Annotated in this window: 25 protein-coding genes and 2 pseudogenes; 7 read left to right on the forward strand and 20 right to left on the reverse strand. The window is 70.8% G+C overall.

Features of this window, described 5'->3' with window-relative positions; genetic code table 11:
• Window positions 1–15 precede the first annotated feature (15 nt).
• Window positions 16–654 carry a glutathione S-transferase family protein gene (locus ACFQ2D_RS12540; protein WP_280943941.1) on the forward strand — a complete coding sequence of 213 codons (639 nt, stop codon included), beginning with the start codon at window positions 16–18 and terminating at the stop codon, window positions 652–654.
• Between the two features lie 761 nt (window positions 655–1415).
• Here ACFQ2D_RS12540 and ACFQ2D_RS12545 read toward each other — a convergent pair.
• The 5 genes and pseudogenes from ACFQ2D_RS12545 to lexA form a co-directional block, all read right to left on the reverse strand.
• Window positions 1416–2012: an alpha-ketoglutarate-dependent dioxygenase AlkB gene (locus tag ACFQ2D_RS12545; protein ID WP_280943942.1), complete on the reverse strand. Its 597-nt coding sequence runs from the start codon at window positions 2010–2012 to the stop codon at window positions 1416–1418.
• Complete coding sequence (locus ACFQ2D_RS12550) at window positions 2012–5260, reverse strand: error-prone DNA polymerase (protein ID WP_280943943.1); 3249 nt, start codon at window positions 5258–5260, stop codon at window positions 2012–2014. The genes ACFQ2D_RS12545 and ACFQ2D_RS12550 overlap by 1 nt, the downstream gene beginning before the upstream one ends.
• 220 nt (window positions 5261–5480) lie before the next feature.
• A complete protein-coding gene (locus ACFQ2D_RS12555) occupies window positions 5481–6899 on the reverse strand; it encodes a Y-family DNA polymerase (RefSeq protein WP_280943944.1) in 1419 nt (472 codons plus the stop codon).
• A 569-nt stretch (window positions 6900–7468) separates the two neighbouring features.
• Window positions 7469–8086 (reverse strand): annotated as a pseudogene (imuA, locus tag ACFQ2D_RS12560) (translesion DNA synthesis-associated protein ImuA); the annotation flags it as partial.
• Between the two features lie 2 nt (window positions 8087–8088).
• Window positions 8089–8694 (reverse strand): transcriptional repressor LexA, encoded by a 606-nt coding sequence (gene lexA, locus ACFQ2D_RS12565; protein WP_280943945.1) that lies wholly within the window; start codon window positions 8692–8694, stop codon window positions 8089–8091.
• Window positions 8695–8814: 120 nt separating this feature from the next.
• Between lexA and ACFQ2D_RS12570 the strand changes: the two genes are divergently transcribed.
• Both ACFQ2D_RS12570 and ACFQ2D_RS12575 read left to right on the forward strand, forming a co-directional pair.
• Entirely contained in the window at window positions 8815–9036 is a 222-nt protein-coding gene (locus ACFQ2D_RS12570; RefSeq protein WP_280943946.1) for an AbrB/MazE/SpoVT family DNA-binding domain-containing protein, read from the forward strand.
• 2 nt (window positions 9037–9038) lie between these two features.
• Window positions 9039–9458 carry a type II toxin-antitoxin system death-on-curing family toxin gene (locus ACFQ2D_RS12575; protein ID WP_280943947.1) on the forward strand — a complete coding sequence of 140 codons (420 nt, stop codon included), beginning with the start codon at window positions 9039–9041 and terminating at the stop codon, window positions 9456–9458.
• A 288-nt stretch (window positions 9459–9746) separates the two neighbouring features.
• Here ACFQ2D_RS12575 and ACFQ2D_RS12580 read toward each other — a convergent pair whose 3' ends face one another.
• The 6 genes from ACFQ2D_RS12580 to ACFQ2D_RS12605 form a co-directional block, all read right to left on the reverse strand.
• Window positions 9747–10340 (reverse strand): cupin domain-containing protein, encoded by a 594-nt coding sequence (locus ACFQ2D_RS12580; RefSeq protein WP_280943948.1) that lies wholly within the window; start codon window positions 10338–10340, stop codon window positions 9747–9749.
• Between the two features lie 84 nt (window positions 10341–10424).
• A complete protein-coding gene (locus ACFQ2D_RS12585; protein ID WP_280943949.1) occupies window positions 10425–11234 on the reverse strand; it encodes an ABC transporter permease subunit in 810 nt (269 codons plus the stop codon).
• Complete coding sequence (locus ACFQ2D_RS12590) at window positions 11231–12088, reverse strand: ABC transporter permease subunit (protein WP_280943978.1); 858 nt, start codon at window positions 12086–12088, stop codon at window positions 11231–11233. The genes ACFQ2D_RS12585 and ACFQ2D_RS12590 overlap by 4 nt, the downstream gene beginning before the upstream one ends.
• 128 nt (window positions 12089–12216) lie before the next feature.
• On the reverse strand, window positions 12217–13362 hold the full coding sequence (locus tag ACFQ2D_RS12595) for an ABC transporter ATP-binding protein (RefSeq protein ID WP_280943950.1): 1146 nt from the start codon (window positions 13360–13362) through the stop codon (window positions 12217–12219).
• Window positions 13363–13502: 140 nt separating this feature from the next.
• Window positions 13503–14600 (reverse strand): FUSC family protein, encoded by a 1098-nt coding sequence (locus ACFQ2D_RS12600; protein WP_280943951.1) that lies wholly within the window; start codon window positions 14598–14600, stop codon window positions 13503–13505.
• A 98-nt stretch (window positions 14601–14698) separates the two neighbouring features.
• Window positions 14699–15841 carry a polyamine ABC transporter substrate-binding protein gene (locus ACFQ2D_RS12605; protein WP_280943952.1) on the reverse strand — a complete coding sequence of 381 codons (1143 nt, stop codon included), beginning with the start codon at window positions 15839–15841 and terminating at the stop codon, window positions 14699–14701.
• Between the two features lie 149 nt (window positions 15842–15990).
• Between ACFQ2D_RS12605 and ACFQ2D_RS12610 the strand changes: the two genes are divergently transcribed.
• Window positions 15991–16716: a TorF family putative porin gene (locus tag ACFQ2D_RS12610; protein WP_280943953.1), complete on the forward strand. Its 726-nt coding sequence runs from the start codon at window positions 15991–15993 to the stop codon at window positions 16714–16716.
• A gap of 70 nt (window positions 16717–16786) precedes the next feature.
• Here the strand turns inward: ACFQ2D_RS12610 and ACFQ2D_RS12615 are convergent, their stop codons facing one another.
• From ACFQ2D_RS12615 to ACFQ2D_RS12650, 8 genes are all read right to left on the reverse strand, one after another.
• Window positions 16787–17686, reverse strand: coding sequence for an NAD(P)H-hydrate dehydratase (locus ACFQ2D_RS12615; RefSeq protein ID WP_280943954.1), 900 nt, complete (start codon window positions 17684–17686; stop codon window positions 16787–16789).
• Window positions 17683–18450, reverse strand: coding sequence for a histidine phosphatase family protein (locus tag ACFQ2D_RS12620; protein ID WP_280943955.1), 768 nt, complete (start codon window positions 18448–18450; stop codon window positions 17683–17685). The genes ACFQ2D_RS12615 and ACFQ2D_RS12620 overlap by 4 nt, the downstream gene beginning before the upstream one ends.
• A gap of 116 nt (window positions 18451–18566) precedes the next feature.
• Window positions 18567–19496, reverse strand: a complete 930-nt coding sequence (locus tag ACFQ2D_RS12625) for a manganese catalase family protein (protein WP_280943956.1) — start codon at window positions 19494–19496, stop codon at window positions 18567–18569.
• A gap of 186 nt (window positions 19497–19682) precedes the next feature.
• The gene (locus ACFQ2D_RS12630) at window positions 19683–20009 is read right to left on the reverse strand and encodes a thioredoxin family protein (RefSeq protein WP_280943957.1); all 327 of its coding nucleotides are present in this window, start codon (window positions 20007–20009) and stop codon (window positions 19683–19685) included.
• Complete coding sequence (locus ACFQ2D_RS12635; RefSeq protein WP_280943958.1) at window positions 20009–20410, reverse strand: host attachment family protein; 402 nt, start codon at window positions 20408–20410, stop codon at window positions 20009–20011. The genes ACFQ2D_RS12630 and ACFQ2D_RS12635 overlap by 1 nt, the downstream gene beginning before the upstream one ends.
• Before the next feature lie 63 nt (window positions 20411–20473).
• Window positions 20474–20680, reverse strand: coding sequence for a hypothetical protein (locus tag ACFQ2D_RS12640; protein ID WP_280943959.1), 207 nt, complete (start codon window positions 20678–20680; stop codon window positions 20474–20476).
• A 24-nt stretch (window positions 20681–20704) separates the two neighbouring features.
• Window positions 20705–20878, reverse strand: a complete 174-nt coding sequence (locus ACFQ2D_RS12645) for a hypothetical protein (RefSeq protein WP_280943960.1) — start codon at window positions 20876–20878, stop codon at window positions 20705–20707.
• Between the two features lie 73 nt (window positions 20879–20951).
• On the reverse strand, window positions 20952–22358 hold the full coding sequence (locus ACFQ2D_RS12650; protein ID WP_280943961.1) for an MFS transporter: 1407 nt from the start codon (window positions 22356–22358) through the stop codon (window positions 20952–20954).
• A gap of 203 nt (window positions 22359–22561) precedes the next feature.
• On the opposite strand from ACFQ2D_RS12650, the pseudogene ACFQ2D_RS12655 reads away from it, so the two are divergent.
• The 3 genes and pseudogenes from ACFQ2D_RS12655 to ACFQ2D_RS12665 all read left to right on the forward strand — a co-directional run.
• Window positions 22562–22955, forward strand: a pseudogene (locus ACFQ2D_RS12655) (PAS domain-containing protein); the annotation flags it as partial.
• A complete protein-coding gene (locus tag ACFQ2D_RS12660; protein ID WP_386795695.1) occupies window positions 22937–23938 on the forward strand; it encodes a sensor histidine kinase in 1002 nt (333 codons plus the stop codon). The pseudogene ACFQ2D_RS12655 and the gene ACFQ2D_RS12660, both read left to right, overlap by 19 nt.
• The gene (locus ACFQ2D_RS12665) at window positions 23935–24309 is read left to right on the forward strand and encodes a response regulator (RefSeq protein WP_280943962.1); all 375 of its coding nucleotides are present in this window, start codon (window positions 23935–23937) and stop codon (window positions 24307–24309) included. The genes ACFQ2D_RS12660 and ACFQ2D_RS12665 overlap by 4 nt, the downstream gene beginning before the upstream one ends.
• Here ACFQ2D_RS12665 and ACFQ2D_RS12670 read toward each other — a convergent pair.
• Window positions 24234–25217 carry a DUF72 domain-containing protein gene (locus tag ACFQ2D_RS12670; RefSeq protein ID WP_280943963.1) on the reverse strand — a complete coding sequence of 328 codons (984 nt, stop codon included), beginning with the start codon at window positions 25215–25217 and terminating at the stop codon, window positions 24234–24236. The genes ACFQ2D_RS12665 and ACFQ2D_RS12670 overlap by 76 nt on opposite strands.
• Window positions 25218–25231: the final 14 nt, after the last annotated feature.

Raw genomic sequence — 25231 nt, forward strand, 5'->3', positions numbered from 1 at the left:
ACAGGAGCGACCGCCATGACCCTGAAGCTCTTCGCCGCCCCGATGTCCAGCGCCGTCCCCGTCCAGCATGCCCTCGCCGAACTCGGCCTCGACGCCGACATCGTGCAGTTCGACCTGGCCAGCGGCGAGCAGAAATCCCCGGCCTACCTTGCGATCAACCCGCATGGCGTGGTCCCGACCCTGGTGGTCGACGGCACGCCGCTGTACGAGGCGCTGGCGATCCTGCAGTGGCTGGGCGACCGGCACGGCGTCGAACGCGGCCTGTGGCCGGCATCCGGCACGCCGCAGCGGCTGGTCGCGCTGTCGTGGAGCACTTGGGCGTATGTCAGCTACGGCGCCCTTGTTTCGACGCTGAATTTCGCGCAGAGCCCACACGCGGACCCGAGGCTGCACCACGCCCCGCTCGCCGCCGACGTGCTGGCGCGCCTGGACGCGGCCCTGGGCCGGCTCGATGCGCAGCTGGCGAAGTCGCCCTTCCTGCTCGGCGACGATTTCTCCCTGGCCGACCTGATCGTGGCGAGCGTGGTGACGTACAGCACCTATTGCGGGGTGGATGCGGGCGGGCACGCGAACGTGCAGCGCTGGCTGCAGGCGTTCCAGGCGCGCCCGGCGTACAGGAAGGTGTGGATGGATGAAGAGGTGGAGGCGGCCTGAGGCCGCCCCTGCCCCTCGTTGTTGCCCCTCGCTGTTGCGCTTCGTTGTCCTTATCGCTGTTGCTGCTGCTGTTCTGGGCCCTGTTCTTGCTCCTGATCCTCGAGTCGTAAAGCGAGCCGAGCATCGCAGGGCGGCGGGGCCGTAGAGCGACCCATGTCTGAGCGCAGCGAGTTTGGGCCGCGTGCCCCGACGCCTGAGAAGCGCAGGGGACCGGACCGGCGCAGCTGGACCGGCTCGCGTCCAGGCGGAGGCGGTTTGACTCGCGCGTTGCGCTCGACCTTTGGGCCGGCTTCGCCGTTCTTCGCTGCTGCGCTGCTCCGTGCTTACTTTTGCCAAGACAGAAGTAAGGCGCGCGACAGCGCGGAAGCTGTTGCCCTTGACCTTCTGCCTTCTGGAAAGCGGGAAGCAAGGCAGGAGCAGAGCTTTCGCCCGCCGCGCGTGCGAGTTCCTTTTGACGGGCTAAAAGGAACCAAAAGCCCTTTCCGCCGGACGCGAGCCGTCGCCGCTGCGCGGCGCCGTGCCCTGCGCTCCTCGCCGGAGGCGGCACGGGGCCCAAACTCGCTGCGCTCAGACATGGGCCCCTCTTCGGCCACCTCCGCCTGCGGTGCTCGGCTCGCTTTACGGCTCGAACGTCAAAGGCAACCGCAACCGCAACCGCAACCGCAAAGACAAACGGCAAAAGGCGAAAGGCGAAAGGCGAAAGGCGAAAGGCGAAAGGCGAAAGGCGAAAGGCGAAAGGCGAAAGACAGTTTGCGGCCGGGCTACTGTCCCCTGGCCCGGAACACCACACTGATCCTCGCCCCCGCCTCCCTCACCTTCGGGATCCCGTGCTCGTGCGTGCGCTGCATCGCATGGCTCATCGCCAGCAGGCTGCCCGGCATGAGGTCGACCGCGACGCGGTCCGAGTGATCGTCGATCGCGCGGATCAGCATCCTCCGCGGCGCGCCCAGCGACAGGATGGCGATCGGATGGCCGTCGCCAAGCAGGTGCAGCTTGTCGCCGTGCATGGCGACGCTGTCGTTGCCGTCGCGGTACCAGTTCATGCCGATCGAGGTGAAGGGCGCGGGGACGTGGCGCCGCACGCAGTCGAGCATCGCCGAAAGCGGCAGATGGCCGGGCAGATCGTCGACCTGGTAGGACGCCAGCAGGCGCGGCACGTCGACCATGCGGTCGTACATGGGCCGGCGCAGGTGGCGCCACTCCGCGTCCTCCACCAGCGCGTCGAACCAGCGCCGGGCGGTGGCCGGGTCGACCACGCCCGGCCAGTAGCGCGCGCCACCTTGTGCATCGTCCACCAGCTGCAGCATGGACGGCGCGAACAGGTCGTCGGCCAGCGAAGCAGTGCGCAGCGCCTTCATCAGCGGAAATCCCGCGAGCTGGTGCGCACCTGGCCGAGCAGGCCGGTCAGGTCCTGCAGGTCGCGCGCAATCAGGTGGCGGACGCCATCGACCTGTTCCCAGCGCCCGCGCACGCCCAGCAGGCGCGCGCCGAGCAGGGCCTTGCGCCGGCGCAGCGCCAGGTGCGCCCACACCACCACGTTGACCATGCCGTGCTCGTCCTCGAGGGTGACGAAGATCGTGCCCTTGGCCGTGGCCGGTCGCTGGCGCTGGGTGACGATGCCGGCGGCGAAGGCGCCGCGCCCGTGCGGCAGTTCCAGCAGCTGGCGCGAGTCGAGCACCCGCTGCGCGCGCAGGCGTTCGCGGATCAGCGACAGCGGGTGCGCGCCCAGCGTCAACCCGGTGCTGCGGTAGTCCGACACCACCTCCTCGCCGGCCGAAGGCGCGGGCAGCGCGATCTCGTCCTCGTCGGGGCTGCCCGGCAGCAGCGGGCGCTGGCGCTCGATCCCGGCCACGGCCCAGCGCGCGGCGTGGCGATGTCCCGCCAACGAGGCCAGCGCGCCGGCCTCGGCCAGCGCAGTGCGGGCCTTCTCGTCCAGGCCCGCGCGTAGGCACAGGTCGCGCACGTCGGCGAACGGGCGCTGCGCGCGGGCCGCGACGATGGCCCTGGCCATGGCCTCGGACATGCCCTTGATCTGTCGGAAGCCCAGGCGGATCGCCGCCTGCCCGCCGTCGTTACCGCGATAGACACCGCCGCCTTCGAGGGTGCAGTCCCAGTCGCTGCAGCCCACGTCGACCGGCAGCACCTCGACGCTGGCGCGGCCGCTGCGGCTGCGGCGGGCGTCCTGCACGATTTCGCTGGGGGAGTAGAAGCCCATCGGCTGCGCGTTGAGCAGGGCGCAGTAGAAGGCCGCAGGTTCGTGCCGCTTGAGCCAGCAACTGATGTAGACCAGCTTGGCGAACGAGGCGGCGTGGCTCTGCGGGAAACCGTAGGAGCCGAAACCCTTGATCTGCTCGAAGATCTGGTCGATGAACTCGGGTGCATATCCCTTGCCCACCATCAGTTCGCGGATGCGGATGCGGTGCGGCTCCATGTCGCCGCCGCGCCGCCAGGCCGCCATCGAGCGACGCAGGTTGTCGGCCTCGTGCGGCTTATAGCCGGCATGGATCACCAGCTCCATCACCTGTTCCTGGAACAGCGGAATGCCGAGGGTCGGCCCCAGGATTTCCTTCACCCCGTCCGAGGGATAGGTCACTGCCTCCTTGCCCTGCCGGCGCCGCAGGTAGGGATGCACCATGTCGCCCTGGATCGGGCCCGGACGCACGATCGCCACCTCCACCACCAGGTCGTAGTACTTCTCCGGCCTGAGCCGCGGCAGCATGCTCATCTGCGCGCGCGATTCGATCTGGAACACGCCGACAGTGTCGGCGGCCTGGATCATCTCGAAGGTGGGCGCGTCGTCGGTGGGCAGCCTTGCCAGGTCCACCTCGTAGCCGCGATGGCGCTCCACCAGTTCCACCGCCTTGCGGATGCAGGTGAGCATGCCCAGGGCCAGGCAGTCGACCTTGAGCAGCTTCATCGTCTCCAGGTCGTCCTTGTCCCACTGGATGATGCTGCGCTCGGGCATCGAGGCGTTCTCGACCGGCACCACGGTCGACAGCGGCGCATCGCTGATCACGAAACCACCGACGTGCTGGGAGAGATGGCGCGGGTGGTCGCGCAGCTGCATGGTCAGCGCCAGCACCCGCTGGATCAGCGGGTTGTCCGGATCGAAGCCGGCCTCGCGCAGGCGCTGCTCCATCGGCGACTCGCCGTTGCCCCAGCCGAAGCAGTCGGCCAGCAGCGAGAGCTGGTCGGGCGGCAGGCCGAAAGCCTTGGCCACGTCGCGCACCGCGCTCTTGCCGCGATAGCGGATCACGGTGGCGGCCAGCGCGGCGCGATGGCGGCCGTACTTGGCATAGACGTACTGCAGCACTTCCTCGCGGCGCTCGTGCTCGAAGTCGACGTCGATATCGGGTGGCTCGTTGCGCTCCTCCGACAGGAAGCGCGCCATCAGCAGCCGGCTCTCGGCCGGGTTGACCACGGTGATCCCGAGGGCGAAGCACACCGCCGAATTGGCCGAGGAACCGCGGCCCTGGCACAGGATCTCCCGCGACTTCGCGAAACGGACGATGTCCTCGACGGTCAGGAAGAAGGCCTCGTACCTGAGCTTGGCGATCAGGGCGAGTTCGTCGTCGATCTGGGCGATCACCTCCACCGGCGCACCTTCGGGCCAGCGCTCATGCAGGCCGCGACGGGTGAGTTCGCGCAGCCAGGTGGTGGGGGTATGGCCTTCGGGCACCAGTTCCACCGGATAGGCGTAACGATGGTCCTTGATCAGGTCGAACGTGCAGCGCCGCGCGAGCTGCACCGCCGCGTCCATCAGTGCCGCGCCGTAGATATTGCCCAGCGCGCGGCGCGTGCGCAGGTGGCGCTCCCCGTTGCGGAACAGCTGCGCGCCGCATTCGGCCAGCGTACTGTTGTGACGGATCGCGGTCATGGTGTCCTGCAGCGCGCGACGGCGGCGCACGTCCATGTGCACGTCGCCGGCGGCCAGCGGCTGCAGGCCGAGCATGGCCGCCACGTCCAGCAACTGCGCCAGGCGCGCGACGTCGTCGTGTTCGCGGTGCAGTTCCACCGCGAGGAAGGCGCGATCGGCGAACACCCCACGCAGCCATTCGCCCTGGGACAGGTCGACCTCGCGCCCCGGCACCCACAGCGCGAACAGGCCGCACAGGGCCGGATCGACGTCGCCGACGTGGCGTTCCACGTCATCGCGCGTGAGCCGGTAGCCCTTGCCGGTGACGGCGCGGCGCGCGGTGGTGATCAGCTCGCACAGGCGCGTGTAGCCGGCCGGCGTCTCCACCAGCAGCACGCACTTGAGGCCGCAGTCGAGGGTGAACTCGCTGCCGACGATCAGCTGCACGCCGGTTTCGCGCGCCGCTTCGAGCCCACGCACGATGCCCGCCAGCGAGCATTCGTCGGTGATCGCCAGCGCCTCGTAACCGCACTGCGCCGCGCGCGAAAACAGTTCCTCGGCGCTGGCGGCGCCGCGCAGGAAGGAGAAATCCGACAGGCAGTGCAGTTCGGCGTAGGCCGGCAGTCCGTCCTCGACCGGCGCATCGTCGTTGGCGGCCAAAGCCAACCCGCGCAGGCGCTGCGCGGTTTCCCAGGCGCGTGGTGGGCGGCCGCCGGGGGTATCGCGATCGACATCGTCGTGGTCAGTCACGGGGCGCAGTCTCCGGCAACCCCCACCCCCAACCCTCCCCCGCAAGCGGGGGAGGGAGCAAAGCCCACCCCACGCGCCCCTGCTTTCGCCCCTTCCCCCGCGTGCGGGGGAAGGCTGGGATGGGGGCGCGCGCGAAGCGCGCGTTGGGCAACGCGGCGAATGTCGCCCCCACCCCAGCCTCCCGCGAGCGAAGGAAGGAGCAGAGCGCGCACTCCGACGCTCACGAAAACCACCCCTGCAGCATCCAGCCGCCCTGCTCGCCCGCAGGCGCGAAGGCCCACGCACGCTGTCCCTGCGAAGTCTCGATGACGTAGTAGTCGCGGCGCGCATCCCCGCCGTCCCACCAGCCGCTTTCCAGGCGTTCGGGGCCCGAGACGATGCGCGGGCGCGGATCGCGCAGCGGGACCGGGCGCGGCAACAGCCAGCACGGACGCGGCGGGCGCGGGGGCGCCTCGTCGACCACGGCCGCGGCGTCGCCCATCCGTTTCCAGGCCCGTTCGGGGCGCGGATCGCCCGAGGGCGCCACCGCGTACACCGCCTCGTCGCCCAGGCGTGCGCGCAGGCGTTCGCGCAGCTGCGGCCAGGGCAGCTGCTGCTGGCTGCGGGTGTCGAACAGGTCGCGCGAGGCCGGTGCGAACGGCGGCAGTTCGCGCGCAAGCAGGCGCACGCCGACCACGGGGCGTTCGAGCCGTACCTTCTCCAGCCGGCTGCGGGTGACTTCGAACAGCATCGCCGCATCGCGCTCGGCCGAGAGCAGGCCGACTTCGACGTCGGTATGCCCGGTCTCGTGCTCCAGCCGCAGCACGAAGCGCTGCACGCCGCCGTCACGCATCGACAGGAAGGTGCACAGGTCGCCGACCAGCCGTCGCAGCGGGAACAGCAGCGCCATGTGGCTCTCGACCTCGTAGCCGAGTTCGACGCGTGCGTCGAAATGGTCGGGCGGCGCATAGCACGACAGCGGGTCGTCGGCCTTGCCGTAGAGCCGGTCGAGGTGCTCGAGCACCGGCAGGCCGAAGCGGCGGCGCAGCGCGTCGCGCGGCAGCGCGCGCAAAGCCCCCAGATGGCGCACCCCCATGCGCTGCAGGCGTTCGCCACTGTCTTCCGGCAGGCGCGCGTGTCGCACCGGGACGCGGTCGAGGGTGGTACGCATGGCCTCGCCATGCATCAGCGCCAGGCCGTCGCGCAGGCCGGCGAAGACATGCGCGGCGCGCGGCGTGGGCGCCAGCGCGATGCGGTGTTCGAAGCCCAGCGCGGCCAGCTCCCCGCGCAGGCGGCGTTCGATCCCTGGCCAGGGCCCGAGCAGGCGGAAGCTACCGCGCACCTCCAGCACGATGCAGCCCGGCCACTGCGCGCTCACCAGCGAACTGTGGCGATAGGCCCAGGCGGCGAGGAAACGCTGCCAGCGCGCCTCGGCCTGCGGGTCGTGTTCGACCATCGCGAAATCGCGCAGCAGCGCATGCGCGGCGGTCAGGCGCATGCCGGGGCGGAGCCCGGCTTCGGCAGCGGCGGCATTCACTGCATGCAGGCTGCGCAGCTGCGCAGGCCCGGTCACCAGCGCCAGCGGCGCATCGGGGTCAGGCAGACGCCGGAGGACGCCATCCAGCGCCAGTTGCGGCAGCAGTACGCAGGCCCAGAGCATTGGCGTCAGTCACGCGCGAGCGGCGCAGGGACAGCAACGAACTGCAGTTCTTGCTGCGGGCTGGAAGAGACACTGGCCATGCGACGCATCGGGACATCGATGGCCACGCGTGGGGGATCGGGTTCGATGCCAGGCAGGGACCTGTCCTTCCTCCGTTCGTGGAAGGCGCCGAAGGCAGATGGGGGCGCGTCGAAGGTGCGTGTGATGTCGTCGCGACCGGCCTGCCCCCACCCCAGCCCTCCCCCGCAAACGGGGGAGGGAGCGTTGGCGATACGGCGCGCCGGGACTTCGCTGGTCAAGTGTGATGGATCTATTGCCCTTCCCTTCCCCCGCTCGCGGGGGAAGGTGCCGAAGGCGGATGGGAGCGCGCCGGAGGCGCGGGGGGGAGCGTCGCGGCGGGCCGGCCCCCACCCCAGCCCGTCCGGCCCGGCGTAGCACGCCGGGCGCTCGGTCAGGTCGCGCGGCGGTGCCGCGCAAGCGGCCTGCCCTCGCCCCCCGCGAACGGGGGAGGGAGTATTGAGCTCGCGGCGCGCCGGAACATCGCTGGCAAGGTGCGATGGATCCTGATGGTGTTCGACCACGAACGGCATCGCCGGCACCGGCCCACCGCGGCACTTGCGCACCTGCCAGGCGATGCCGCGTTCCGCGCGCACCGCTTCCAGGCGCAGCGCCGCCGGCGAGGGGTTGGCGAGGTGGCGGCGGTCGCGCAGGGCGAAGCCCAGGCACTGGCCCGTATCGGCGGCAACCTGCAGGCGGCGCAAAACGCGCGCGTCGGCCTGCTGCGGCCAGCCCAGCACCGCGGAGCAGCTGCCGCTGCGCAGGCACTGCTCGAACGCCCACAGCGCATCGCGCGGCGCGGCTTCGATGATGCGCAGCTGCGACAGGTCCACGCCCGCCGCCTGCAGGGCCGGCGCATAGGGAACATAGGGCGGCGCCACCAGCACCACGCGTTCGCCAGCCTGCGTGCAGCGCGCCAGCGTCGGCAGCAGCAGCGACAGCTCGCCCACCCCGTCGGCCGGCAGCAGCAGTTCGGTCAGCGCGCGCCGCGGCCAGCCGCCCTGCGGCAGCAGCGCGTCGAGCGCGGCATGCCCGGTCGGTTCGCCGTCCGCGGCGATGACCGCGCTGCGCCCGGCATGCCACAGCGTGCGCGCGGCCAGCAGGGTGTCGAGGGCGACCACGGCCGACATGCTCAGCCCCTGCGCACCAGGCCGCAGTACACGCCTTCGATGGCGAAGTCCTGGCCTGGGCGCACCTCGATCGGCTGGTGCTCGGGATTGCGCGGCAACAGGCGGACACGCGCGCGCCCGCGCTCGAGCCGTTTGATCGTGACCTCACCGTCGATGCGCGCCACCACCACCTGGCCGTTGCGGGCCTCGCTGCTGCGTTTCACCGCCACCAGGTCGCCGTCGAAAATGCCGTCGTCGCGCATCGAGTCGCCCTTCACCTTGAGCAGGTAGTCGGGCCTGTCGGAAAACAGCGCGTGGTCGAGCAGCAGCAGCTCGTCGCTGCCGATGTCGGCACCGATCGGCGTACCCGCCGCCACCTGGCCCAGCACCGGCAGCGGCAGCTGGTCCGGGCGCCCGGGCAGGCGCAGGCCGCGCTTGCGCCCGCTCTCCTGCTCCAGCAGGCCCTCGGCGACCAGGGCCTGCACGTGCTTCTGCGCGGCATTGCGCGAGGCGAAGCCGAAGGCGTGGGCGATCTCGGCCAGGCTCGGGGCCCGGCCCGCGGCCAGCTCGTGGCGCAGGAAGGCCAGCACGGCGGCGCGTTGCGGCGGCAGGGAGTCGGCAGAGTTCATGGGTGTACATTTGTACACCCTTCCGGCGCACGGCGCGAGACTGGACAAAGTTCCGCTTTCACTTGCAGGCAAGGCTGGCGAGGCGGAATATAACGTTCGTTATAACAATGGGATGCCCCTATGAGGCTCAAGATCACCGCCATCGGCAACTCCGCCGGCGTCATCCTCCCCAAGGAACTGCTCGCCCGCCTGCGTCTGGGCAAGGGCGACGAGCTGTACGCGCTGGAAACCCCCGACGGCATCCGCCTGACCGCCTTCGATCCCGAACTGGCCGCGCAGATGGAGGTGGCCGAAGAGGTCATGCGCAAGCGCCGGACGCTGCTCAACAAGCTGGCCCAGTAGCCATGACCATCTGGATCAGCAAGCCACTGGCGTTGGCCATCCACGACCGCCAACTCGCCGAACACGGCGGCGGCAGCGGAGTGCGCGACGAGGCGCTTCTCGATTCCGCCCTCGCCCGCCCCCAGCAGCTGTATGCCTACGGCGATCCCCCGCCCGATCTTGCCGCCCTGGCGGCCAGCCTCGCCTTCGGGCTTGCGCACAACCATCCCTTCGTCGATGGCAACAAGCGCACGGCTGCCGTCGCATGCGAAGTCTTCGTGGTCCTCAACGGTGGCACGCTGCAAGCGCAAGACCACGAACTGTATCCGCAGTACCTCGGTCTGGCCGAAGGTTCACTGAACGAATCCGCCTTCGCCGACTGGCTGCGTCCGCGGATCACGGTCAAGCCGCATGGGCGGGTGCAGGAGGCTGCGGGAGGCTGATCGAGCGGGTCCATTTCGCGCCGGTCATGGAGTTGCTGTCCATGGAGGCCAAGGCTGGCCACCTCATCGCAGAATCCGTTCTCGCCTTCGTTGTCATCTCGACCGCAGGGCGGGATCTGTCATCCGGCACGGAGATTTCTCCCTACGGTCGAAATGACAGGCGTGGAAACGACAGATGCGGGAGACGACAGGCGCGAAACGAAAGAACGAAAGGCGGTGAGCGACAGGCAGCGAGAAAATTCCGTTGCCAAGAGCAACACGGACTCCCCCGCACAGCGACGCCGTGACTCACTCCTCCGCGGGTGGCGCAGGCCCCAGCCACTGCGGATACCGGCGCACGATCTCCATCATCCGTTGCTGGAAGTCGTGATGGTCGCGACCGATCGAACGGGCCAGTTCCACCCGGTCGAGGAAGAACTGCTCGAAGCCGCCCGGCGACAGCCTGGTCAGCAGACGCACGGGTTGGCCATCGGCGCTGCCCTGAGAGTGCACCGTGCCCCTGGGGATATCGACATACGAGCCCGCGGGCAGCCGGTATGCAATGCCGTCCATCTCCAGCGCCAGCGCCCCTTCGAGCACGTAGAAGCTCTCGTCCAGCTGCGGATGCACGTGCGCGGGCGTGCGGTAAGGCGGCTGCTCGATCAGTTCCACCAGGGCATAGGCCCCGCCGGTTCTGGCGGACGGTACCAGCAGGCGCAGCGCGCCGGCGTCGTATGGCAGCGCGGGTGCATCATCGGCGGCGATCGCCAATGGCTCCACACTCGCCGGCGTCTGGCCAGCGGCCATGGGGCTGGCGGTGACGAGGCAGACAGCCAGAAGACTTGCCCCATAGGCGCATCGGAAGTTCTGCAACCGCATCGGGTGCTCAATCTGCGGCGACATGCCGATTCCAGGCACAACGGCGCGGGGTGGCCATTTCGGCCACATCGCTGCGACCAGGCGCCCGGGCCATCCGCTCTCCCCCCTTCAGGCGCTCCCGCGGCGCGCGTCCAGCCGGTGCATGAACACGCCCGCCACCGCCACGCCCACCGCCACCACGCCGATGATCAGGGTCGCCAGCGCATTGATCTCCGGGGTCACGCCCAGCTTGACCTTGGAGTAGATCAGCATCGGCAGCGTGCTCGAACCCGGCCCCGAGGTGAAGCTGGCGATCACCAGGTCGTCCAGCGACAGGGTGAAGGCCAGCAGCCAGCCCGCCAGCAGGGCCGGCGCGATCAGCGGCAGCGTGATCAGGAAGAACACCCGCCACGGCCGCGCGCCCAGGTCCATCGCCGCCTCTTCCAGGCTGCGGTCGAGCGAGGTCAGGCGCGAACGCACCACCACGGTCACGTAGCAGGTGGTGAGCGTGATGTGCGCCAGGGTGATCGTGGTCATGCCGCGCTGCGGCCAGCCGGTCATCTGCTGCAGGGCGACGAACAGCAGCAGCGAGGACAGGCCCAGCATCACGTCGGGCATCACCATCGGCGCGGAGTTCATCAGGCTCAGCACGCCGCGCCCGGGGAAGCGCCCGAAGCGCGACAGCGCCATGCCGCTGGCCGTGCCCAGGAACACCGCCGCGGTCGCCGCCGTCGCCGAGATGGTGAGGCTGCGCCACAGCGCATCGAGGATCTGCTGGTTCTCGAACAGCGCCACGTACCAGCGCATGGAGAACCCGCCCCACACCGTCGCCAGGCGCGAGGCGCTGAACGAGTACACGATCACCGACAGGATCGGGATGTAGAGGAAGGCGTAGCCGCCGACGATCACCGCCCACAGCCACCACGGACGCCGGTTCACGAGGTCGCCTCGCGCTGCTCGCGCCGGTTCTCGAGGTACTCGAACACCAGCGTCGGGATCACGATCAGCAGCAGCATGGCCACCGCCACCGCCGAGGCCAGCGGCCAGTCGCGGTTGGTGAAGAACTCGGTCCACAGCACCCGGCCGATGGTCAGCGCATCGGGGCCGCCGAGCAGGTCGGGAATCACGAACTCGCCCACCGCCGGGATGAACACCAGCAGGCAGCCGGCGATGATGCCGGGCATCGACAGCGGCAGGGTGATGCGCAGGAAGCCCTGCCAGGGCCGCGCGCCGAGGTCGGAGGCGGCGTCGAGCAGGGTGAAGTCCAGCCGCATCAGGGTCGCCGCGAGCGGCAGCACCATGAACGGCAGGTAGTTGTAGACGATGCCGATATAGACCGCGAGATTGCTGTGCAGCACCGCCTCGCCGGGGTCCAGCACGCCGACCGCGGCGAGCGCCGCGCTCAGCCAGCCATTGGCCTTGAAGATCCCGATCATCGCGTAGGTGCGCAGCAGCGAGCTGGTCCAGAACGGCAGGATCACCAGCATCATCAGTACCAGCCGCATCACCGGCTTGGCCCGCGCGATGCCGTAGGCCATCGGATAGCCGATCAGCAGGCAGAACAGCGTCGACACCCCGGCGAACAGCAGCGAGCGCAGGTAGGCGGCCACGTACAGCGGGTCCTGCAGCAGCAGCGCGTAGCTGGAGATGTGGACCCGCAGCGACACCGCGCCGTTGGCCGCCTGCTCGAGCAGCGGCGTATACGGCGGCACCTGGCCGAACACCGCCTCGGCGAAGCTGATCCGGGCCACGATCAGGAACGGCACCGCGAAGAACAGCCCCAGCCACAGCATCGGCACCAGCTTCACCAGCAGCCGGCCGCGGCGGGTGCGGAACTCGTCGCGCACCACCCGGAAGAACCCGAACAGGTTGCGGACCACGTCCGCCCAGAAGCTCCAGGCTCCGTCGGCGCGCGGCGTGCTCACGAGGCCAGCACCACCGCGCCGGTGGCGGGCCAGCTCAGCCACAGCGTGTCGTCCCAGTCGTAGTGCGGCTCGGAGCTGCGTTCGACGTGGGTTTCCTGGACGCGGATGGTGGCGCCTTCCTCGGTCTGCACGTGGTAGATCGACACGTCGCCCAGGTAGGCGATGTCGCGCACCTTGCCCACCGCGACGTTGTCGGCGGCCGGACGCTGCTCGTGCACGTCGATCTTCTCGGGGCGGACCGCGACGCTCACCGCGGTGCCCTCGGGAAGAAAATCGGTATGCCGCGCCAGCACCGGCTCGGCCAGCCGGTCGCACTGCACGCGCACGAGGCCGGCGTCGGCATCGTGCGAGAGCACGCGGCCCTCGAACAGGTTGATGCCGCCGATGAACTCGGCCACGAAGCGCGTGGCGGGGAACTCGTACAGCGCCGCCGGGGTGGAGACCTGGACGATGCGGCCGGCGTCCATCACCGCGATGCGCGAGGACATCGTCATCGCCTCCTCCTGGTCGTGGGTGACCATGATGAAGGTGGTGCCGACCTTTTCCTGGATGTTCACCAGCTCGAACTGGGTGCGCTCGCGCAGGCGCTTGTCGAGCGCGCCCAGCGGCTCGTCGAGCAGCAGCAGCTTGGGCTGCTTGGCCAGCGCGCGCGCCAGGGCCACGCGCTGGCGCTGGCCGCCGGAGAGCTGGTCGGGCTTGCGCTTGCCGAGATGGCCGAGCTGGACGAGGTCCAGCATCTGCTGCACGCGCTCGCCGACCTCCGAGGCCGGCAGCCGGTCCTGCTTCAGGCCGAAAGCGACGTTCTGGGCCACGCTCATGTGCGGGAACAGCGCGTAGCTCTGGAACATCATGTTGACCGGCCGCTGGTAGGGCGGCAGCGCGGTCACGTCGACGCCGTCGATCAGCACCCGGCCTTTGTCGGGGGCCTCGAAGCCGGCCATGATCCGCAGCAGGGTACTCTTGCCCGACCCGGACCCTCCGAGCAGCGCGAAGAACTCGCCGCGGTAGATGTCCAGCGAGATGTCGTCGCAGGCGTAGAACTTGCCGAAGGTCTTGGTGACCCCTTCGATCCGGACGAAGGGCTGCGCGGCCGCGTCGCGCCAGGGTTCGACCGGCGGAGTGGCGCGTGCGGGTGCAGCCATGGGCAGGTTCTCCAGACTGGCCCGGCCGCGCGGTGCGATGGACGGCGAGACCTGTGTAACGACGGAGCGGCGCGTCCACGGACGCCGCCACCCCACGGAAAGCGCGCATGGTACGACTCGTGCGCGGCCGGTGCACGGCCTCAGCGCATGGGCGCCACCACCGCATGGTGCAGCAGCCGCCGTGCCATCGGCCGGCCGGCGAACTCCACCGCCAGCAGCACCAGGCCGCCGATCAGGGTGTCGACCAGGCGGTCGACCAGCAGCGGCGCCAGCGCCGACACCTGCGCGAGGTAGCCGACGGTCAGCGCCAGCGGGGTGATGAAGACATTGCCCAGCCAGTACACCCGGCCCACGAACAGCTCGGTGGCGAACTGCAGGGCGCCCACCGCCAGCACCAGCACCCAAGCCGGCGGCTGCAGGCCCAGCAGCGCGCCGGCGACCAGCACGCCCAGGGCGGTACCCACCACGCGGTGCCCGGTCTTGACCACGAAGTGCCGGCTGTGCGGACGCGGCATGCAGGCCACCACCGTCACCGCCGCCCAGTAGGCATGTCCGAAGCCCAGCGCCTCGACCACCACGATGGCCAGCGCCACGGCCACCGCGACCTCGCCGGCGACCCACCACGCCACCGGATCGCGCCAGGCGTCCGGGCGCCGCCGTACCTCGCGCAGCGCGGCGAAGCCGGGCCAGGCGCGGCGCGCGATCCGGGGGACGCGCGGCACCGGCGGCGGGCTGCGCCGCAGCAGCAGTCCGGCCATTCCCACCACCAGGCACAGCGCCACCGTCGCCATCGACAGGCCCAGCCGCCCCGGGACCTGCTCCGGCGCCAGCGGCACCGAGGACACCACCGCGAAGGCGAACACGTGGAAGGTGGCGCCGAACGGCACCCACTGCATCCGTTCGGACACCAGCACGCCGGCCGCGGCCAGCGTCGCCAGCACCGCCGTGGCCTGCCATCCGTCCAACGGCACGGTCGCGGCCAGCATCGCCAGCGACATCACCAGCACGAAGCCGGCGCCGGCCACCAGCAAGGTGACGATGCGGTCGCGATAGCGCTCGCCGCGCCCGTAGAGCGAGGTGAACGCGGGAAAGGCGGTGTAGACGATCAGGTCGCCGCGGCCGCAGGCCACCAGCAGCACCAGCGGCAGCAGCGCGCAGATCGAGGCGCGCACCGCCGCCTCGACGTCCACGCGCCCCAGCCGCTCGGGCCAGACCCAGTCGGGAAGCCTGCGCGCCATCGCTGGGTCAGCGCCGGCGACAACGGACCCTGCGCCCCCGCGCCGGCGCGCCCGCCGTCACGGCACCGGCCTCGCACCGGCGCCGCGGGTGGCCGGGCTCAGCGGCCGCTCTTGATCGCCGTCCACGCACGCACGCGCTGGCGCTGCACGTCGTCGGGCAGCGCCGCCGGGTCGACCAGCTTGGCGCGCACCTCGGCCGGCGGGTACACGCCCTCGTCGCCGGCGATCTCCGGATCGATCAGGGCGGTGGCGTCCTTGTTGGCGTTGGCGTAGGCCACGTAGTCGCTGACCTTGGCGATCACCTCCGGCTGCAGCAGGTAGTCGATGAAGGCGTGCGCATTGGCCGCGTGCGGGGCGTCCTTGGGGATGCCCATCACGTCGACCCAGCGGATCGCGCCTTCCTTCGGGATCACGTAGCGGATGTCCGGCGCCGGCTTGCCGGTGGCCTCGGCCGCTTCCGCGGCCACGTCGCGCGCCTGGCCGATGTCGCCGGAATAGCCCATCACCACGCAGGCGTCGCCGTTGGCCAACGCATCCTTGTAGGCGGCGTTGTTGAAGGTGCGGACGTGCGGGCGGATCGCGGCATACGCCTGCTTGACCAGCTCGATGTCGCCCTCGGCGCCGGCGTTGGGATCCTTGCCCAGCCAGATCAGGGCCGCGCCGAAGGCTTCCTGCTCGTCGTCGAGCACGTGGATGCCGCAGGACGCCAGCTTCGCGGCGTTGGCCGGATCGAACAGCAGCGCCCAGGAATCGATCGGCGCGTCCGCGCCCAGCGCGGCCTGCACCTTCTCGACGTTGATGCCCAGGCCGGTGGTGCCCCACATGTAGGGCACGACGTGGGCATTGCCCGGGTCGATGTCGGCCAGGCCGGCCAGCACGTCCGTGTCCAGGTGCGACCAGTGCGGCAGCAACGCCTTGTCGAGCGGCGCGAACAGGCCGGCCTTGATCTGGCGCTGCGCGAACGGCCGCGCGGACGGGAACACCACGTCGTAGCCCGAGGACCCGGTGGTCAGCTTGGTCTCGAGCGTCTCGTTCTCGGAATAGACGTCGTAGTTGACCTTGATCCCGGTCGCCGCCTCGAACTCGCGGATGGTGTCCTCGGCCACGTAGTCCGACCAGTTGTAGACGTTGAGCACCTTCCCGTCGCCGCCGCCCGCGGCGCCATCGCCGGAGCCGCCACCGCAGGCGGCAAGCATCAGGGCGCAGGCAAGGGGGGCGACGCGGAGCGGGATCGGGCGCATTGCGGGGTTCCTGTGGATGGACGGCAGCCGCGCGGACGCACGACGGGCGGAAATGGTAAGCCCTGGACACCATGCCCGCATGGTCCGGACCCGGCCGGGCCGCGGCACGTGTATCGTATGCGCCCCCTCCACGCCGCGATTGACGCCCCATGCGCCTCCAGACCAGCCTCCTGCTCGCCCTTGCCGCCCTGCCCGGGCTCGCCCTTGCCCAGGAGGCCGACGGCAGCGCCTGGACGGTGGAAGGCGAGATCGCCGCCGCCAGCGACTACGTCTGGCGCGGCGTCACCCAGACCAATGGCGACCCGGCCTTGATGGGCGAAATCACGGTCTCGCACGAGAGCGGCTTCTACGCCGGCGCCTGGGCCGGCCGCGCCGACACCGGCGATGCGGAATCCGGCATCGACCACGAGATCGACGTGTACCTCGGCTGGGCCGGCGATCTCACCGAAACCGTCGGCCTCGACCTGTCCGTGACCCGCGCCAAGTACCCGGGCACGAACGAGGGTTACGAAATGGACTACACCGAGTTCGCCGCCGCGCTGTCGCTGGGCGGGTACTACACCCTCGGCGTGGCCTGGTCGCCCGACATCTTCCAGCTCGGCGAACAGGGCACCTACTACAGCGCCGCCGCCGAGTATCCGCTGGGCGACAGCGGTTTCGGCCTGAAGCTGTCCACCGGCTGGTACGACCTCGACGACGCCGCCGGCGACAGCTACGGCGACTACCTGGTGGGCGTGACCCGCGCCTTCGGCCCGATCGACGCCGAGCTGGCGTACACCAACACCTTCAGCTACGGCGACGCGCTGGCGGAAAACCTCGACGACGCCGGGAAGGCGGACGGCCGGGTCGCGCTGCGCCTGGGCTGGAGCTTCTGAGGTCCGCGCCACGGGCGCCGGACTGCAGTCCGGCCCGCCCGCGGCAGCCGTTGCCACACCACCGGCGCGCTCAGGCCCGCCGGTGCATCCCGGCCATCAGCGCCGGCACGCCCGCGGCGATCTCGCGCGCAAGGAAGCCCGCGGCTCCGCCAGCGGGCAGCCGCGCCGCCGCGCGCGCATGCAGCCACACGCCCCAGCACGCGGCCTGCGCCGGCGTCGCGCCGCGCGCGCACAGCCCGCCGATCAGGCCCGCCAGCACGTCGCCCGATCCGCCGGTGCCCAGGCCCGGTGGACTGCCGCGATGCCGCCACAGGCCCCCAGCGGGATCGGCGATCCAGGTCTCGGCATGCTTGAGCACCACCACCACCCGCCAGGCGCGCGCGCAGTCCGCCGCGATCGACCGCGCATGCGCGGCGACCGCATCGGATCCGCATCCCAGCAGCGCGGCCATCTCGCCGTGGTGCGGGGTGATGACCGCCGCCGGCCGCTCCGGCAGGCGCGCCCAGCGGCGCAGCAGGGCCAGGTCGATCGCGCCCGCATCGAGCACCGCGATGCCCTGCAGGCGCGGCAGCAGGCGCGCGGCCAGGGCGCGCAGCGGGGGGCCGGCGACCAGGCCCGGCCCCAGCACCAGTGCATCGGTCCGCGCCGCCAGCGCCGGCAGTCCCCCTCCACCACCGACTTCGCCGCCCCTGGATTCGGGCAGCGCCAGCACGCGCGCCTCGGGCACGGCGACCGCCAGCGCGGCGGCGGCACCCGAGGCGACCGCCAGCTGCAGCTTGCCCGCGCCCGCGCGCAGCGCCGCTTCGCCGGCCAGGCGCACCGCGCCCACCAGGTCGCGTCGCCCGCCCACCACCAGCACGCGGCCGCGCTGTTCCTTGTCGCCGCCCTGCGCCGCACCGGGCAGCGGCCAGGCGCGCAAGCGCGCTGCATCGAGCGTGTCCGCGCGCGATCCGCGGACGGTTCGTTTCACCGCGGCCCCGCGGGCACGTCGGCCGCCCCGGTGACCGGCGTGCCGGCCTCGCGCAGCGGCAGCGCCATGTTGGCGACTTCCAGGCGGAAGCGCGCATCGGGCGCGTGGCGGTCGATGGCGTAGCTGGTGACCGAACAATTGGGTACGTCGGCCTCCCGGTCGATGCCGAGGATCTCGGCCTCGTCCATGCACTCGAGCAGGTAGCGGAAGCAGTTGACGATCACCTGGTGGGCCACGATCAGCACGCGCTCGCCCACGTAGTCGCGGCGCAATACCTCGACCACGCTGCGCAGGCGCAGGATCACGTCGCACCAGCTCTCGCCGCCCGGCGGGCGGAAGTAGAACTTGCCCACACGGGCGCGCTGTTCGGCCAGCTCGGGGAATTTCGCGCGGATGCCGGCGGTGGTGTAGCCGTCGAGCACGCCGAACTCCTTCTCGCGCAGTCGCTCGTCCACCAGCACGTCGTCGTCCGGCGTGCCGAGCGCGCGCGCCACCGCCTCCATGGTCTGGCGCGAGCGCACGAAGGGCGAACTCATCAGGATGGTGGGCCGCATCGACGCGGGCAGCTGCGCGAACCACTCGCCCAGCGCGCGCGCCTGCTCCTGGCCGAGCGCCGACAGCGGCGTGTCGGCATCGCGCGTTTCCAGGTCGATGAGGTGGTGGGCCGCCAGTTCGGCGCGGTCGCGGGCGACGTTGCCAGCGCTCTGCCCGTGGCGGACGATCCAGAGGCGGTCGGGCCAGTCGGTGTGTCGAAGTCGGGCCATGGCGCGATGTGGCGTGGGGCGGTCCAGCTTCGCCAGCACGCCGTCAACGGCGCGCGAATCGCAATGCGCCCACGCACCCGCCCATTCCGCGTCCCTGCGGGGATGGGCGCAGCCGGTTACTCGATGTCCGCGTCGTCCGCGCTCATCGCGATCTTCTGGGTCTTGGCCATGGTGCCTTCGGCCTTGCCCAGCTCGACGCCCGTGACCGGATTGGAGGCCGGGTCGGAGGCGGTGCGCTCCGCCATCGCCAGCACCACGCGCTCTTCCATCGGCGAGAGCACGATGCTCGGCACGCCGTCGCCGCCGTCCACCGCGGTGAACTGTTCGGGATCGGAGACGAAATCGAAGTTGTCGTCGCTGTTCCAGGGCCCGCGCATGTCGCCCTCGCCCTGCGAGGTGTTGACGTACATCTCCTCGAACTGCGGCATGCCGGCCAGCTTGCCCGGCGGGAAGTTCGGCTCGATCGAGTACAGCGCCTTCTCGAACGACTTCAGGTGCGCCATTTCGCGCGTCATCAGGAAGGTCAGCGCGTCGCGCACGCCCGGGTCATCGGTGACGTTGATCAGCCGCTCGTACACGATCTTGGCGCGCGCCTCGGCCGCGATGTTCGAGCGCAGGTCGGCCGTCGGCTCACCGATGCTGTCGATGTAGCCGGCGTTCCACAGCTGGCCGCCGGAGTTGACCAAGGCCGGACCACCGCCGTACAGCACCTGGGTCACGTGCGAGTCGTTGCCCTCGCCCTGCAGCGACCGGAACAGTTCGGCCTCTTCCTCGACCGCCTCGGCCAGGCGGCCCTTGGCACCCTTGTTGAGCATCGCCACCAGCGAACCGATCACTTCCAGGTGGCTCAGCTCCTCGGTGGCGATGTCGAGCAGCATGTCCTTGCGGCCCGGATCGTCCTCGGAGATGGCCTGGGTGAAGTAGCGCATCGCCGCGGCCAGCTCGCCCTGCGGGCCGCCGAACTGTTCGAGGAGGAGATTGGCGAGGGCCGGATTCGGGGCGGCGACGCGGACCGTGTACTGCAGGCGCTTGTTGTGGGTGAACATCGATGGCTCCTGACGCGCTGGGGGAAGGCCAGGGATAGCCGGGCGCCCGCGCGGTGCTTCGGGTGCCGGGATCCACGGGGAGCAACGAAACTATCGGCACGCCGGCAATGGCAGCGTGAATTGACGCATCCCGCATGCGGGCGCCTCGCGTTCAGGCGCATCAGGGCGAGATGCGCACCTGCGGCGTCATTCGTCGAGCGCAGCGGCAAGCGGCGCGAGGTCCTCGATGGACACAGGGCGCACCACGCGCGCCAGTTCCTCGCCTGCACGCAGCACAACCAGGGTCGGCCACAGCTTGACGCCGAACGCGCGGCCGAGCGGCTTGCCGCGCCCGTCCTCGACCTTCACGTGGATCACGTCCGAGTACCCGGCCAGCAGGGCGCGCAGCGCCGGTTGCGCCGCGCGGCAATGGCCGCACCACGGCGCGCCGAACTCGAGCAGCACCGTGCCCGGCGCCGCGTCGACGTCGGCGCGCGCCGGCTCCACCACCTCGTACGCCTCGCGATAGGCCATCACGCCGCCCGCAGCGCGCGCTCCACGTCTTCCAGCGGCGCATTGGTGAGGGTCTTGGGCAGCTCGACCAGCAGCCGCGCCTGCACTTCCTTATGCAGCAGCGGGCGCATGCGGCCCAGCGTGGTGGGGTCGGCGGCCAGCACCAGGTACTGGTACTGGTGCTTCAACGCGCCTTCGTTGAGCGCCAGCGCCAGCTGCTTGGCGAAGGTGGCCTCGTCGATCTGCTGCCCGGTCGACTCGCCCGGCATGCTGCCGGCCGGGCCGTCGTCGTCCATGTTCATCAGCTCGCGTATTTCGATCTGGTGCAGCGACAGCGCGCGCGCGTCGCCGCGGTTGCGGAACAGTCGCGCGCTCCCGCCGTCGGCCACGACAACGAGTGCATCGGATGGAATCACGGTCATGCGGTACTCCTTCGTACGGGTGGCCCACCTTCGACCATGCCCGATCAATGCGGCGTGACCTGTTCAGCTCTCCCCCGCACCGTCTCCTTCGCCATCGGCACCGGTCTCGCCATCGGGACCGGGCGGCGCATGGCGCTGGGTGCCGCCCTCGTGCCTGGGCATGCGGTCCTTGCCGAACGGCGAGAAACTGTTGCGGTCGCCGCTGCCGTGCGGATATGAACGCTGTTCGCGTTCGGGTGGGTCGGGCGTGGTGTCGGGCTTGCGCGTCATGGCGTCCTCCTCGGACTGTCGCGGTCAGTGCTGGCGCGGACGATGGTCGGGGGTGCGATCGGGGCCGGAGCCCGGGTCCTGGCGCGGTTGCTGTCCCGGTCGCTGGCCCGGCGCCTGGCGCTCGGGGTTGGCCGGATGCGGATCCCCGTGCGGAGGCGGGTCTTCCCGCACGCCGTGGTCGTCGCGCTTGTCGTTCATCGCCTGCACTCCTGGAACCGTGGCGCCCTACCCTGCGCCGCCCGCGATCCAGACGATGTGAGGGGCGCGGCGTTCAGGCCTGCGGCCGGGCCTCGATCTTCGGCTCGGCCACTTCCTTGCCTGCTTCCGCGCGCCCGGCCATCTCGGCGCCGGCGTCCGGCGCCAGCTTGCGCATCTGCAGCACCGAGACCAGCGATATCAGGCCTACGGTGAGGAAGGCGAAGGTGAAGTTGATCGGCGTGCCGTCCCCGGTGCCGGTCAGGCGCGTGGCGATGCTCAGCGCGAAGCCGCCGATGGTCACGCCCAGCGCCAGCGACAGCTGCTGCGCCATCGCCGCCAGGCTGCTGGCCTGGCTCATGCGCGCCTGGTCGATGTCGGCATAGGCGATGGCGTTGATGCTGGTGAACTGCAGCGAGCGCAGGAAGCCGCTGGTCAGCAGCACGCCCACCATCAGCGCGTAGGGCGTGTCGGCGCGGAACAGGCCGAAGCCGCACAGCAGCAGCGAGGCCAGCAGTCCGTTCCAGACCAGGACCGGGCGGAAGCCGAGGCCGCGCAGGATGCGTGGTGCCAGCACCTTCATCAGCATCGCGCCGGCGGTGGAGGTGAAGGTCACCAGGCCCGACTCCAGCGGATCCAGGCCGAAGCCCAGCTGCAGCATCAGCGGCAGCAGGAACGGCGTGGCGCCGATGCCGATGCGGAACAGCGAGCCGCCCAGCACGCCGGCGCGGTAGGTCGGCACGCGCAGCAGGTCCAGCCGCAGCAGCGGATGCGGATGGCGCAGGGCGTGGCGGATGTAAAGGCCCAGCAGCGCCGCGCCGACCAGGATCGCGCCGGCCAGGGCGACGCCGGGCACGAGCCCCCTGCCGATGGCGGACAGGCCGAACATCGCCAGCGCCAGGCCCCCGGCCGAGAGCAGGAAACCGCGCCAGTCCAGGGGCTCCACCGGCTGTCGCAGCATCGGGATGTGCCGCCAGGCCAGCCAGATGCCGAGCAGGCCCATCGGAATATTGATCAGGAAGATGAAGCGCCAGTGCGCATAGGTGGTGATCGCGCCGCCCAGCACCGGTCCCAGCATCGGCCCCAGCATGGCCGGCACCGTCAGCCAGCTCAGCGCGCGCACCAGTTCGGACTTCTCCACGCTGCGCAGCAGCACCAGCCGTCCGACCGGCACCATCATCGCGCCGCCCACGCCCTGCACGAAGCGGCCGGCCACCAGCTGCCCCAGGCCTTCGCTGGCCGCGCAGCCCAGCGAGCCGGCCAGGAACACGCCGATCGCGCCCATGAACACCGGCTTGGCGCCGAAGCGGTCGGCCACCCAGCCGCTGATCGGGATGAAGATCGCCAGCGCCAGCATGTAGGTGGTCAGGGCCAGCTTCAGCGCCACCGGCTCCACGCCCAGGTCCGCCGCGATCTGCGGCAGCGAGGTCGAGATCGCCGTCGAGTCCATGTTCTCGATGAACAGGGCGGTGGCGATGATCAACGGGAGCAGACGCTGCGGCGACAAGAGAAACCGGGGGCGGGCAAGGCCGCGCATTGTGCCGGCTCGCGGCGGGACGCGGCGTGACCGGACGGGCGACGGCCTCCCGCGCGAGCGCCTGTTCGCGCGCCCTTCACGGCGGGGACACGCCGCAGCCGTAAGCATTCGCCGGACGACGACTGCGCGGAGCGCACTTGGACACCCCGCTGGAGCCCACGGGCCAGACCGCGGCGCTTGCGAAGCTGCGCCTTTACGAAACGATCCTGCAGGCGGTTCCCGACCTGCTGTACGTGTTCGATCGACAGCACCGCTTCATCTATGCCAACCAGGCCCTGCTCGACATGTGGGGCCTGGACTGGGAGCAGGCGCGCGGCCGCACCTGCCTGGAGCTGGGCTACGAGCCCTGGCACGCGGCGATGCACGACGAGGAGATCGAGCGCGTCGTCGCCACCCGCGCGCCCGTGCGCAACGAGGTGCCGTTCCAGCACAGCCTGTTCGGATGGCGCCACTACGACTACATCTTCATCCCCGTGTTCGGCCCGGACGGCGAGGTCGAGGCGGTCGCCGGCACGACCCGCGACATCACCGAGCGCAAGCGCCAGGAAGAAGCGCTGCGGCGCAGCGAGCAGCGCCTGAGCGCGATCGTCAACGCCAGCTCCGACCTCATCTACCGGCTGTGCCCGGACTGGACGGAACTGGCCATCGTGGGCGGACATGGCGCGACCGACCTGCCGCGCGGCGAGACGATGGCATGGTCGGCCGACCGCATCCACCCGGAAGACCAGGAGCGCGTGATCGCCGAGATCGCGCGCGCGCGGGAGACGACCTCGCCCTACCGGTCCCAGCACCGGGTGGCGCTGCGCGCCGGGGAATGGACCTGGATCGAATCGCGCGCCGTGCCGGTCCAGGACGACGACGGGAACGTCAGCGAATGGTTCGGCGCGGCCACCGACGTCAGCCAGCGCGTCCAGCACGAAAGGCAGCTGCGGCTGATGGTCGACGAGCTCAACCACCGGGTGAAGAACAACCTGGCCATCGTGCAATCGCTGGTCGCGCAGACCTTGCGCCATTGCGACGACCCGGCGCTCGCCGCGCCGGTGATCGAAGCGCGCCTGCGCACGCTGGCCGCCACCCACGACATGCTGACGCGGGACAAATGGTCGGGCGCGTCGATCGGCGAGATCGTGCAGGTCGCGATGGACGACTGCCTCGACGGCGGCACCCGCGTGCAGGCGCATGGCCCCCCGGTCCTCCTGGATCCGCAGCGCGCCGTGGCCCTGTCGATGGCGCTGCACGAGCTGTGCACCAACGCCACCCGGCACGGCGCCCTCTCGACCGGCGAAGGATGCGTGCGGATCGAGTGGCGGATCGAACCGGCGGAGGGATCGCCGCGCCTGGTGCTCGAGTGGCGGGAAAGCGGCGGCCCACCGGTGCAGCCGCCCTCGCGCGGCGGCTTCGGCACGCGCCTGCTCAGGCGCGGCTTGCCGCACGACCTCGACGGCACCGTCCAGCTCGATTTCCCGCCCGATGGCGTACGCTGTCGCATGGAAGCGCCCCTTTCCGAACCGCAGGCCATGCCATGACGCCCCAGGTATTCATCGTCGAAGACGAATCGCTGCTGGTGATGGTGCTCGAGGACATGCTGCCGGAGATCGGCTACGAGGTCGCGGCCACCGCGCACTCGGTGCCCTCCGCCCTGCAGGTGCTCGAGGCCAACGATCCGGACCTGGCGATCCTCGACGTCAACCTCGCCGGCAAGCCCTCCTTCCCGGTCGCCGACGCACTGGCGATCCGCGGCATTCCGTTCCTGTTCGCCTCCGGCTACGGCGAATCGATCCTGCCCGACCGCCACGCCAACGTGCCGCTGGTGCCCAAGCCCTATGGGCGGCGCGAGCTGGAGACCGCCCTGGCGCGCCTGCCCCCCCGGCGCGGAATGCCGTCGGCGGGCGCCTGAGCCCGCATCGCCTCGTCAGCCGTCTCCGCGAGGCCCTCACCCAGCCGCCGCGCCAGCGCACGCGCATCGAAAGGCGCGTGCACCTTGGCGTCGTTGTCGAAATAGCAGTAGACATCGCGCGGTACGCGCTCCACCGCGCCGCGAACGATGCGGCGGGCATCGCGCGGCTGCGCGCCGCGCCGCCAGGCGCGCAGCCGCCGCGCCCAGCCGTCCAGCGCCGCGTCGCTGTAGCCGCTGACGTACAGCTCGGCGTCGCCATGCAGGCGCAGGTACATGAAATCGGCGGTCGGCTCCTCCACCCACGGCCAGCGGCCGGCGGTGTCGGCCACCACCAGGGCCATGCCGCGCAACCGCAGCATGTCCACGAACGCGGGATCGAGGAAGCTCTCGTGCCGCACTTCGAAGGCATGGCGCAGCGGCCCGTCGTGGCGGGGCTTCAGTACCGCGCGTCCTTTCAGCCGCGACGCATCGCGGCGCCTGGCCAGGCGCGCGGCCGCGTCCGTATCGCGGGGCAGCAGGTCGAGGAAGGCCTCCATGCGCGCCGGGTCGAAGCGCATCGCCTCGGGAAACTGCCTCAGCAGCGGGCCGAGCTTGGCGCCGAGCGCCAGCAGCCCCTGCGCGAAGAACGTGGCCAGCGCCTGCTCCACGCCGCGCAGCTTGAGCATGTGCGTGATGTAGCGGCTGCCCTTGACCGCGAACACGAAGTCGTCGGGCGTCTCGTCATGCCAGCGCCGGAAGCTGTCGGGATGCTGCAGCGAATAGAAGCTGCCGTTGAGCTCGATGCTCGAGAAGCAGCGCGAGGCGTATTCGAGTTCGCGGCGCTGGGGTAGCCCGGCCGGATAGAAACTGCCGCGCCAGCGCGGGTAGCGCCAGCCCGAGATGCCGATGCGCACGCGTCCCTGCCGCACTTCGCCCGGCTCCG

Source organism: Luteimonas composti (assembly GCF_042678665.1).
In the GTDB taxonomy this organism is placed as follows: Bacteria; Pseudomonadota; Gammaproteobacteria; order Xanthomonadales; family Xanthomonadaceae; genus Luteimonas; species Luteimonas composti.

What these genes read in the sequence shown, in the direction of transcription:
- ACFQ2D_RS12605 (WP_280943952.1), bottom strand. Translation starts at nt 15,841, where the DNA reads ATGCGCCCGATCCCGCTCCGCGTCGCCCCCCTTGCCTGCGCCCTGATG.
- ACFQ2D_RS12665 (WP_280943962.1), top strand. Translation starts at nt 23,935, where the DNA reads ATGACGCCCCAGGTATTCATCGTCGAAGACGAATCGCTGCTGGTGATG.
- ACFQ2D_RS12600 (WP_280943951.1), bottom strand. Translation starts at nt 14,600, where the DNA reads ATGGCGCGCAGGCTTCCCGACTGGGTCTGGCCCGAGCGGCTGGGGCGC.
- ACFQ2D_RS12610 (WP_280943953.1), top strand. Translation starts at nt 15,991, where the DNA reads ATGCGCCTCCAGACCAGCCTCCTGCTCGCCCTTGCCGCCCTGCCCGGG.
- ACFQ2D_RS12555 (WP_280943944.1), bottom strand. Translation starts at nt 6,899, where the DNA reads ATGCTCTGGGCCTGCGTACTGCTGCCGCAACTGGCGCTGGATGGCGTC.
- ACFQ2D_RS12570 (WP_280943946.1), top strand. Translation starts at nt 8,815, where the DNA reads ATGAGGCTCAAGATCACCGCCATCGGCAACTCCGCCGGCGTCATCCTC.
- ACFQ2D_RS12635 (WP_280943958.1), bottom strand. Translation starts at nt 20,410, where the DNA reads ATGACCGTGATTCCATCCGATGCACTCGTTGTCGTGGCCGACGGCGGG.
- lexA (WP_280943945.1), bottom strand. Translation starts at nt 8,694, where the DNA reads ATGAACTCTGCCGACTCCCTGCCGCCGCAACGCGCCGCCGTGCTGGCC.
- ACFQ2D_RS12640 (WP_280943959.1), bottom strand. Translation starts at nt 20,680, where the DNA reads ATGACGCGCAAGCCCGACACCACGCCCGACCCACCCGAACGCGAACAG.
- ACFQ2D_RS12590 (WP_280943978.1), bottom strand. Translation starts at nt 12,088, where the DNA reads ATGCTGTGGCTGGGGCTGTTCTTCGCGGTGCCGTTCCTGATCGTGGCC.
- ACFQ2D_RS12630 (WP_280943957.1), bottom strand. Translation starts at nt 20,009, where the DNA reads ATGGCCTATCGCGAGGCGTACGAGGTGGTGGAGCCGGCGCGCGCCGAC.
- ACFQ2D_RS12545 (WP_280943942.1), bottom strand. Translation starts at nt 2,012, where the DNA reads ATGAAGGCGCTGCGCACTGCTTCGCTGGCCGACGACCTGTTCGCGCCG.
- ACFQ2D_RS12595 (WP_280943950.1), bottom strand. Translation starts at nt 13,362, where the DNA reads ATGGCTGCACCCGCACGCGCCACTCCGCCGGTCGAACCCTGGCGCGAC.
- ACFQ2D_RS12575 (WP_280943947.1), top strand. Translation starts at nt 9,039, where the DNA reads ATGACCATCTGGATCAGCAAGCCACTGGCGTTGGCCATCCACGACCGC.
- ACFQ2D_RS12645 (WP_280943960.1), bottom strand. Translation starts at nt 20,878, where the DNA reads ATGAACGACAAGCGCGACGACCACGGCGTGCGGGAAGACCCGCCTCCG.
- ACFQ2D_RS12580 (WP_280943948.1), bottom strand. Translation starts at nt 10,340, where the DNA reads ATGTCGCCGCAGATTGAGCACCCGATGCGGTTGCAGAACTTCCGATGC.
- ACFQ2D_RS12625 (WP_280943956.1), bottom strand. Translation starts at nt 19,496, where the DNA reads ATGTTCACCCACAACAAGCGCCTGCAGTACACGGTCCGCGTCGCCGCC.
- ACFQ2D_RS12620 (WP_280943955.1), bottom strand. Translation starts at nt 18,450, where the DNA reads ATGGCCCGACTTCGACACACCGACTGGCCCGACCGCCTCTGGATCGTC.
- ACFQ2D_RS12540 (WP_280943941.1), top strand. Translation starts at nt 16, where the DNA reads ATGACCCTGAAGCTCTTCGCCGCCCCGATGTCCAGCGCCGTCCCCGTC.